The organism is Synechococcus sp. R6-10 (assembly GCF_047461815.1).
GTDB lineage: Bacteria > Cyanobacteriota > Cyanobacteriia > Thermostichales > Thermostichaceae > Thermostichus.
In genome coordinates this window covers 1-9,167 of sequence record NZ_JANSHW010000002.1, presented here as the reverse complement: position 1 = coordinate 9,167, position 9,167 = coordinate 1, and the positions used below count along the sequence as shown (strand labels likewise).

Below are 9,167 nucleotides of genomic sequence, written 5' to 3'. Positions count from 1 at the left end.
AATCCGTACTGAACATATTATACATTATTTTCAGTATAGTTGAGCTTATTATTGACTAGAGTCATGCTCTTTCCTCTCTGCTCCCTTGAAGATTAAAGAACTGAAGTTCAGTATAAAGCCAACTCAGAGACGGCTCCAAATGCCAAGGCGCTCCTGCTGGGCTTTTTCTTGTAGGCCACCGTAGTAGCTGTCGTACTTGATGTTGTGGCTGTAGGGGATGATGCGGGCCAGGCCATTGCGCACCAACATGGCGTTCATCTGATGGCCTTCTAACCAGACATAGGCCTCCACCAAGCCCGTAGCATCTACGTTGCGCAGCAACTTATCCCCTTCCAGCTTGACGGTGCGGTAGAGGATGCGCTCCCGCATCAGTTCAATGGCTTGCTGGTAATAGGGGTTTTCTTCCGGGCTGAGACCCTCGATCCCGGCCAACTGGATTAGGCGCATCTTCTGTTCCCCTTCGATTTGCACCACTAGGGTGTCGCCGTTGACCACCCGCACCACAACCGCATCTGGGTAGCGATCGAAGCGGTGGTTGTCGAAGTAGAACCGGGTATCGGGAACGACCCGGGGCTCTCCAAACCCGTGGCCGGGAAGGACGGGTATGGCCAGAAGCAATCCCAATGCAGCAGAGCCGAGAGCAATACGCTGGAACATGACCTTAATCCCCCACTTTGGACGCAGCCCCCTCTTCTTTTCCCGCCGGGAAGTTTCTGGTGGCAACGCTCAAAGTGTAATGGTAGCGGCAACTCTCCAGAAAACAATCCCACCGCAGATTTGAATTGGCCAGCAGTAGATCCGCCGTTGGTTGGGTTGCCCAAGGCTCCCAGGCGACTGAGCCATTCCTGCTTGCTTTTCTTCAGTTCCCCGGCTCTCCCCGCAGTTGCTGGGCAAATTTGTCGGCGAACTTGTCGCTGTCGAAGCGAGCCTGCGCGTTTTGAATAGCTTGGTGAATGCGCCGCTCGGTCGCGTCCGTGGTGCGGAGCACTTTGCACCCATCTCGGGTGTGGGTATTTGGGGTATAGCCGGGCTGAGGGTAAAAGCTTGGAAGCCCTTCTCTACTCTAAGCCTTGAATCACGTTTTTCTTTCTGCTTCTCCCAAGGCGGCTCCGGCGGTCGTTGCCAAGGTATTAAAAGTTCCACGGCTCCTGCTCTCTTTGGGAGACATTCTGAACTCAAAAAGAGGCTCTGGGGTGGTTATTTGTAGAACCCAAGCTACTACGCGGGTACAGCGGGGCAAGTTTCCGGAGAGGTTATCAAGCGCTACACAGAGGCTCAGAAGACAGAGCAAGGGGGCGATTGAGTCCCTTTGGTCACACTCAAGGCTCATATCCATGCTGGCTTACAAGCTGAGGCAGTTTTGAGGGACGCTCTGTAGCTGCTGTCAACCTGCCGTGAACCTAGGACCGCTGAGATAAACGATGATAAAAACAGCAGCTGCTGTTAACCCTCCGGAGTTCGAAGCCTAGGGATCCCCTCCATGACTTCCCAGATTCAGCCCTGCACACGCGAACAGATCTTGAATGGAATGGGCATCACCACCCTGTTTTCGGCTCTCATTGTGGGTCTCTGGATCTGGCTGGGATCCTCCTTTCCCGTGCCGTTTCGCTGGGATCCCCTAGCCTTGGCGTGGGGGGCAGGGCTGGGACTGGGGGTGGCTCTGCTCAGCGGCGGGGTTTACCGGCTCTGGCCAGCCTATCGTCGGGCAGCCACTGCCTACTTACACTGGGTGGCGGATCCCTTGCAGTGGGGAGATATCCTTTGGGTGGGCCTGCTGCCGGGCTGGAGCGAGGAATGGCTGTTTCGCGGTGTGCTGCTGTCAGCTCTGGTGGCCAGCCCCTTAGGGTGGACAGGCGGGATCCTGCTGAGCGGCCTCTTGTTTGGCGCCTTGCATTGGCTGGGATGGCAGGGCTGGCCCTATGCCGTCTGGGCCAGCGGGGTTGGTATCCTCATGGGGATTGGCTTGTGGCTGTCGGGAAACCTGTTGGTCACCATTGTCGCCCACACCCTTGTCAACTGGATTGGGGTTTGTGCCTGGAAATGCTTTTTCTCTCAAGCGGAGCCCTGAAGGCCCTCTCCCCCTGTGGGAAAGAAGTTGAGGGTGGTCGGTAAGCAGCGCAGAACCTCAGGGAAGTCCCCCAAATTGAGGTGACCGTAACTTATGGTCGCTTCAGGTTAGGGTGAGATACCTAGGCTATTGAGAAAAGCCTTTGGTCGCATGTATTATTGCTCCGCAATGCTGACACGACGACGCGACCAACGTTTTGGGTGTGAGCGCATTGTCCTGGTTTGAATTGAAATGACCGTATTTGTCGATGCCTTCTCGTCAATGCCAATCCGAGACCTCTTGCAATTTCCAGTTTTGGGATCCTTCTCGTGGCTGCGCGTGGGGCGATCTTTGCTGCTCGTCGGGCTGGTGGTGTACGGCTACCTGCTCTGGCTGGGCTGGTTTCAATCGGAGCGAATGATCTTTTTGCCTCGTCCCGCCAGCTATCGAGATGGGGACGCCATTCTCAAGCTCACGACCTCTGATGGGCTACAGATTTCAGCGGTACATTTGCCCAATCCCGCCGCTGCCTACACCCTCCTCTACAGCCATGGCAACGCTGAAGACTTGGGGGATATCCTGCCCCGCTTGGTGCACCTGCAGCAGGCTGGGTTTGCCGTCTTGGCCTACGACTACCGCGGTTACGGCACCAGCGAAGGGATCCCTTCCGAGGCCGGCGCTTACAAAGATATCGAGGCCGCTTACACTTACCTAGTTGCCCAAGGGATCCCGCCGGAGCGGATCTTGGTCTATGGAAGATCAGTAGGGGGCGGGCCCTCGGTTTACCTGGCAGCGCAAAAACCAGTGGGCGGCCTGATCCTGGAATCTACTTTCGTGACTGCCTTCCGCGTCTTGACGCGCATCCCGCTGCTACCTTTCGATCGCTTCGACAACCTCAGCCGCATGGCCAAGATCAATTGCCCGCTGCTAATTTTGCACGGTACCCAGGATCGTCTAATCCCCTTCTGGCATGCTGAAACCCTTTATCAAGCAGCGAGGGATCCCAAACGCTTGGTGCCCATCGAGGGAGCCGATCACAACAACTTGCTGCAGGTGGCCAGAGAGCGCTATGTCACCATCCTGCACCAATTCGTAGCCGAGCTGGTGGATCCCCATGTCGTCTTCCCTCAGTAGCGGCTTAGGTGAGGACAATCTTAAAATCACCTGTAATCCGCTCGGAAAATCGGGGTTTATGTGGCAAGATCAAGAGGGATCGGATCGAAGGATTCGGATCCCTGTCTCACCGGACTGAACCCTTTTACGGAGGATCAAGAGCGTATGTCTCTCCGACTTGGCGATACTGCTCCCAATTTCACGCAAAAGTCTACCCACGGCGAAATCGATTTCTACTCTTGGGCCGGGGATAGCTGGGTGGTGTTGTTCTCTCACCCCGCCGACTACACGCCGGTCTGCACCACGGAGCTGGGCACCGTTGCGAAGCTGATGCCCGAATTTGAAAAGCGGGGTGTGAAGGTGATCGCCCTCAGTGTGGACGATGTGGAGTCCCACGTGGGCTGGGTGAAAGACATCGAGGAAACCCAGAACGCCACTTTGACCTATCCCATTTTGGCAGATGCAGACCGCAAGGTCTCTCAGCTCTACGGCATGTTGGATCAAACCAACCTCAATCAAGAAGGGCTGCCCCTGACGGTGCGCTCGGTGTTCGTTATTGATCCCAATAAGAAGATCCGCCTCATTCTCACCTACCCGGCCAGCACGGGCCGCAACTTCGACGAGCTCCTACGGGTGATCGATGCCCTGCAGTTGACGGATAAGTATAACGTTGTCACTCCCGCCGACTGGAAAGACGGTGACGATGTTATCATCCCGCCTTCGTTGAAAGATCCGGAATTGCTGAAAGAAAAGTTCCCGAAAGGCTACAAGGAAATTAAGCCCTATTTGCGGGTCACCCCTCAGCCCAACAAGTAGAAGTCTCAGCAATCGAACCTACTTTCGGCTGATCCCTTCTCTGCCGAAGCTGCGCTCCCCTCGATTTGGATCCCCGACCAGGGGATCCTTTTTTATTTCAAGCCAGATTGAGACACTTTCCCTTTGGGAGAGAGGAGTTAGGGATCCCTCATTTTGCAGTTGGGGAAAGTTTATTCTTCGGGGAAAGAAGCCGCCTCTGCTGCTTTTTTGGCCAGCTCATCTACTGTGAAGTAGCGATGAAATTTATCCGTCACGCGCAACCAAGGGGAACGGCAGCCTTCTTTGCGATAGCGGGTCACAAAGCCTTTTTCCACCAGCTCTGCCACGTGCTGATAAGCACCTTGACCGCGCAACTCCACCAAATCGGCTTGCGAGAGGGGGCCACGCAGAATGATTGTAGCCAGGGTACGGGTAGCACCCACCCCAATTTCAGGGGGTAAAAGCTGGTTGGCCAGCTCCAAAAACGGCTCCCGCAACTGCAGGGCAAACCCTTCCCCCACCTGTAGGACTTCCAGGGCAGAATCGCGATGGGCATAGTCTTCCATTAATTCCAGCAGCGCATCGTAGGCTTCGTCGCGACTGCAATGGGCCAACTGGGCCAGGGCGGATAGCTCCAGGGGCTGCCCTTTTAAGTAGAGGATCGCTTCGATCTGATTTTTCAGGGCCAAGACACGCTCCCTCTGACCTTGCCTTTCCGCCAACAAGGGATGCGAAATCGACTTAAGAGAACGCGGGGCCATTGCAACAAGGGATCCGCTCAACTTGCTCCGTAGCATAGCAGCAGTTCTAGGCTGAGGGATCCCTTGGCCAAGCGGGCCGGATCCATCCTCGCCTTCGAGCTAGAACCCTACCCCTGATGCCACCACCATCACCACCACCGCCGCAAAGATAATCAAGGCGTAAAACTGGGCCTTGCCGCTCTCCAGGTATTTCATCACCTCGCCGCTCACCATGGTCACCAAGCCCGTCAGGTTGACCACACCATCCACAATGCGGCTGTCCACCTCCAGCGCCTCCCGTGCCACGAAGCGGGTGCCCTGCACAAAGACTCGCTCATAGAGGTCGTCAATGTACCACTTGTTGAGGGAGAAGTAGTAGAGCGGCTGCAGGCTTTGGGGGAAGGTGCCCGGGTCGATGCGCTTTTGCCAGTAGATCAAGCTGGCCAAGGTGATGCCGATCAGCCCAATGCCCACGGAGCTACCCGCCATGATCAGAAACTCTGCCCAATCGAAATGGCCCGCCAGCACCTCCTGCCACTCTGCTGCCACCAGCGGCAAAATCGAGCCTGCCTCTGCCACAGACTCAGTCGGTGGGTGGATGAAAGCTTCAAAGAAGTTGGCAAAAGGGGTGCCCACCAGGCCAATCAGCACAGAAGGGACGGCCAGAGCCAACAGCGGGAAGGTCATCGACCAAGGGGACTCATGGGGCTCTGAGGCATGGGCATCTCCGTCGTGCAGGTTTTCGTGGGCTTCAGGATGGCTGCTGGGCTGGGGTTTTTCTTGAATGTTCATGGCTCCAGGGCCAAAGGCCGGTTGTTTCCCCGCAAAAACGTAGGCAAAAGCTGGCACAGGACGGCCCTGGCTGATGGCCACCTCCTGCCGCAGTCTCAGGTTGGTGCCGCGAAACTCCCCTTCGAAGGTGAGGAAGTAGATGCGGAACATGTAGAAGGCGGTGATCCCGGCGGTGAGGAAGCCCACCCCCCACAGAGCTGGGTTCCGTTCGAAAACAGCGCCCAAGATCTCGTCTTTAGACCAAAAGCCGGCGAAGGGCGGGATCCCACAAATGGCCAACGTGCCGATCAAAAACGTGATGGCCGTAACCGGCATGTATTTGCGCAACCCCCCCATCAGGCGCATGTCTTGGGCCAAAACCGGGTCATGGCCGACCACCGCTTCCATGCCGTGGATAACTGAGCCAGAGCACAAAAAGAGCATCGCCTTAAAGTAGGCGTGGGTCATCAGGTGAAACAGGCCCGCCCCATAGCCGCCGCACCCCATGGCCATGACCATGTAGCCCAGCTGGGAAATGGTGGAGTAGGCCAAGCCTTTTTTGATGTCGTTTTGGGTGATGGCAATGGTGGCCCCCAAGAAGGCTGTGCCCGCCCCCGTCCAGGCGATGATGTCCATGGCCACCGGGATCCCTTCCAGCACTGGGAACATGCGGGCCAAGAGGAATACCCCAGCCGCCACCATCGTCGCCGCGTGGATGAGAGCGGAAATGGGCGTGGGACCTTCCATAGCATCCGGCAACCACACATGCAGGGGGAACTGAGCGGACTTGGCCACCGGCCCCAAGAACACCAACACTGCAAACAGGGCAATCAAGCTGCTGCTCACTGCCCCGCTAGCCAGCATCTCCTGCAAGTTGCGCCCGATCTCGTCAAACGCGAAGGTGCCGGAAATCCAGTAAAAACCTAAGATGCCCAACAGCAGGCCGAAATCTCCCACCCGGTTGACCACAAACGCCTTTTGCGCTGCTTCTGCCGCCGCCTGCCGGTCGTGCCAAAAGCCGATGAGCAGGTAGGAGCACATCCCCACCAGCTCCCAGAAGATATAGATCTGCACCAGGTTGGGGCTGACCACCAAGCCCAGCATCGAGGAGCTAAATAAGCTCAGGTAGGCGTAGAAACGCACATAGCCGGGATCGTGGGCCATGTAGCCATCGGAGTAGATCTGCACCAGAAAGGCCACCGTGGTCACCACCACCAGCATCATGGCGCTCAGGTGATCCACGACAAAGCCCATGTCCACCGAGAAGGATCCCGCCTGGGCCCAGGTGATGGTTCTGAGGACGGTTTCGTGCCCTTGCACCTGGCTGACCAAAAGGGCAAAGGCATGAACCATCGCCGTCCCGGTCGCGAACACGCTCAAAAAGGCAGCCAAAGAGCGGTTGGCCCTTGTCCAGGCGTTGAACATCAGGATACCTAAGCCGAGGAGAAAGGCTGCCACCAAAGGATAGACGGGGATCAACCAGGCGTATGTGTAGATGAATTCCATGGGAAATGCTTCCGAATGCGTCCTCTCACAGCAACGAACCTGCTCTGCTAGCCCTGCAATTGGCCGGTGGGAGTGTCTGGTGGGCTGGCATTTGCTCAACTGCTTCTGCCATTGTAAACTTTTGCGACAGAGTGCGGATCCGGATCCCGAGCATCAAGTCCATCACAGCAGAGGCTTTTCCCAGAGATCAATCGGGATCCCCGCAGCTAAATCTGTAAATATCCTAAAGAATCGGCTCTGAGCCCAAGCTGACGGTCGCAAGCAAAAAGATGACAGGGATCCCTTGCGAGCGCTACAACGAAGGCTAGATCTACTGGCGGTCTGGAGAAACTACCCATGAGCTTGAACCTGGTGACCCTGGTGGGGCGAGCCGGCATGGATCCGGAGGTGCGCTACTTTGAGTCGGGCAGGGTGGTGTGTACCTTCAGCCTGGCGGTGAACCGATTCCGCAAAGGAGAAGACAAGCCCGATTGGTTCAGCCTAGAGTTGTGGGGCCGCACTGCCGAGGTGGCCGGAGAGTATGTGCGCAAAGGCAGTCTTATCGGAGTAACGGGCAGCCTCAAGTTCGATCGCTGGAAAGACAAATCCACCGGAGAAGAGCGCCAGAGGCCCATCATCGCTGTAGATCGCCTAGAACTGCTGGGATCCCGTCAAGACCGCGACTCCAACCTGCCCCCCGAAGAGCCGTTTTGACCCGTTGGACTGGAGCTGGGCAACCTCAAGGTTCCGCTCCTTCCAAGCATCGCCTACAGGCCTGCACCACTGCTGTCAAATCCTGGCTGCACCAGGGATAGTCCAACGGGGGTCGCCGGATCACCCACAGAGGGATCCCCAGGGTTTTGGCCACTGCCTGTTTGATCCCCAGCCCACCTGCTTCCCCAGAAGCTTTGCTGATCACCACCTGAGGGCTGAACCGCTGCCAAAGCTGCAGTTCTTGCTCAAAGCTGAGGGGCAAGCGCATCCCGATCACCCGCTCGGCAGGGATCCCGGCTTGCACCGCTTGGGGAACCGATTCCGGCAGCACCCGTGCCCACAGTTGGCAGCGGTCTTGCCAAGGCACAAACAGGGGCAGCACCTTCACTCCCACCGTCAGCAGCACCCGCCGCCCCGCCAGCACCGCCTCTGTGAGCACCCCCTGCCAGTCCGGCACCACCTGGACCCAGGGATCCAGCTCCAGAGGAGGGCGTTCGTAGCGCAGGTAGGGGATCCTCAGTTGGGCCGTCACCCGGATGGCCAGTTGCGAGATTTGCTGGGCAAAAGGATGAGAGGCATCCACCACTACGCGGATCCGGCACTCTTGCAGGAATTGTTCCAGAGATGGCGGCGAAAATCGGGTGACCACCACCTGACCAGGCAAATCCTGATACAGCCTTCTGGCCCCTTCGGTGGTGACGGTTGCCACCCAAGGGATCCCCTGCCGGCTGAGGGCGTCGGCCAAGCTGCGGCTCTCGCTAGTGCCCCCGATCAAAGCCACTTCAACTGGACTACCAACTGAGCTCATGGTGTGTTGCCAAACTTTGACGCCCGTAGATACGATCAAGATCACCGGCTGGAGGCAATTGCTCATGATCGAGATGCATGTGGCTGGGATTGCGGTCGATGCCGTCAACCAAAACCCCATTGTCATCCTGCGCGATGGCAGTGAGCGTCGTGCCCTGCCCATTTGGGTGGGAAAAGCAGAGGCCAACGCCATTTTGCAGGCCCTGGACGACCAAAAGCCACTGCGCCCCATGACCCATGATCTCATCCTCAATTCCTGGAAGACGTGGGGGATCAAGCTGGAGCGAGTCATCATTCACGCGTTGCTGGATAACACCTTCTACGCGGTGCTCGTCACCGTGAATGGTGACAAAAAACAAGAGATCGACTGCCGCCCCAGCGATGCCATTGCCCTCGCTCTGCGGGCCCATGTTCCCATCTGGACGGTGGAAGAGGTCATTGCGGAAGCCTCGATCCCCATGAACCAGGATGCCGACGAGGCGGAGCGGGAGGCCTTTCGCAAGTTTGTAGAAAATGTAACCCCCAGAGACTTTATCCGCAGCTACCCCATGACCGACCATCCCACCGAAGCCGACAGTTAAGCAGCTAAGGCGGATCCCACCCCCAGGGATCCCGGCAGACAGGCCATGCCCCAGGTTGCCAGGTTAACGGTCTATCCCATCAAGTCCCTGGATGGGATCTCTTTGTCTGAGGTG

General features: G+C 57.3%; 10 protein-coding genes. 5 read left to right on the top strand and 5 right to left on the bottom strand.

Going from position 1 to position 9,167, the window contains the following annotated elements; genetic code table 11:
* Positions 1-123: 123 nt before the first annotated feature.
* Together NW837_RS00125 and NW837_RS00120 are read right to left on the bottom strand one after the other, a co-directional pair.
* Complete coding sequence (locus NW837_RS00125; protein WP_414328686.1) at positions 124-657, bottom strand: thermonuclease family protein; 534 nt, start codon at positions 655-657, stop codon at positions 124-126.
* A gap of 202 nt (positions 658-859) precedes the next feature.
* On the bottom strand, positions 860-988 hold the full coding sequence (locus tag NW837_RS00120) for a hypothetical protein (RefSeq protein ID WP_414328685.1): 129 nt from the start codon (positions 986-988) through the stop codon (positions 860-862).
* Between the two features lie 492 nt (positions 989-1,480).
* Between NW837_RS00120 and NW837_RS00115 the strand changes: the two genes are divergently transcribed.
* The 3 genes from NW837_RS00115 to NW837_RS00105 all read left to right on the top strand — a co-directional run bounded on the left by NW837_RS00115 (position 1,481) and on the right by NW837_RS00105 (position 3,976).
* Complete coding sequence (locus NW837_RS00115) at positions 1,481-2,068, top strand: lysostaphin resistance A-like protein (protein ID WP_414328684.1); 588 nt, start codon at positions 1,481-1,483, stop codon at positions 2,066-2,068.
* A 231-nt stretch (positions 2,069-2,299) separates the two neighbouring features.
* The gene (locus NW837_RS00110) at positions 2,300-3,181 is read left to right on the top strand and encodes an alpha/beta hydrolase (protein ID WP_414328683.1); all 882 of its coding nucleotides are present in this window, start codon (positions 2,300-2,302) and stop codon (positions 3,179-3,181) included.
* 144 nt (positions 3,182-3,325) lie between these two features.
* Positions 3,326-3,976, top strand: a complete 651-nt coding sequence (locus tag NW837_RS00105; protein WP_414328682.1) for a peroxiredoxin — start codon at positions 3,326-3,328, stop codon at positions 3,974-3,976.
* 170 nt (positions 3,977-4,146) lie between these two features.
* Here the strand turns inward: NW837_RS00105 and scpB are convergent, their stop codons facing one another.
* Both scpB and NW837_RS00095 read right to left on the bottom strand, forming a co-directional pair.
* A complete protein-coding gene (scpB, locus tag NW837_RS00100; protein WP_414328681.1) occupies positions 4,147-4,644 on the bottom strand; it encodes an SMC-Scp complex subunit ScpB in 498 nt (165 codons plus the stop codon).
* A gap of 171 nt (positions 4,645-4,815) precedes the next feature.
* Positions 4,816-6,972, bottom strand: a complete 2,157-nt coding sequence (locus tag NW837_RS00095; RefSeq protein ID WP_414328680.1) for an NAD(P)H-quinone oxidoreductase subunit 5 — start codon at positions 6,970-6,972, stop codon at positions 4,816-4,818.
* A 336-nt stretch (positions 6,973-7,308) separates the two neighbouring features.
* On the opposite strand from NW837_RS00095, the gene NW837_RS00090 reads away from it, so the two are divergent.
* Positions 7,309-7,665, top strand: coding sequence for a single-stranded DNA-binding protein (locus tag NW837_RS00090; RefSeq protein WP_414328679.1), 357 nt, complete (start codon positions 7,309-7,311; stop codon positions 7,663-7,665).
* A gap of 25 nt (positions 7,666-7,690) precedes the next feature.
* Here the strand turns inward: NW837_RS00090 and NW837_RS00085 are convergent, their stop codons facing one another.
* On the bottom strand, positions 7,691-8,539 hold the full coding sequence (locus NW837_RS00085) for a cobalt-precorrin-6A reductase (RefSeq protein ID WP_414328678.1): 849 nt from the start codon (positions 8,537-8,539) through the stop codon (positions 7,691-7,693).
* On the opposite strand from NW837_RS00085, the gene NW837_RS00080 reads away from it, so the two are divergent.
* Complete coding sequence (locus tag NW837_RS00080; protein WP_011431791.1) at positions 8,538-9,053, top strand: bifunctional nuclease family protein; 516 nt, start codon at positions 8,538-8,540, stop codon at positions 9,051-9,053. The genes NW837_RS00085 and NW837_RS00080 overlap by 2 nt on opposite strands.
* The last annotated feature ends 114 nt before the right edge of the window (positions 9,054-9,167 follow it).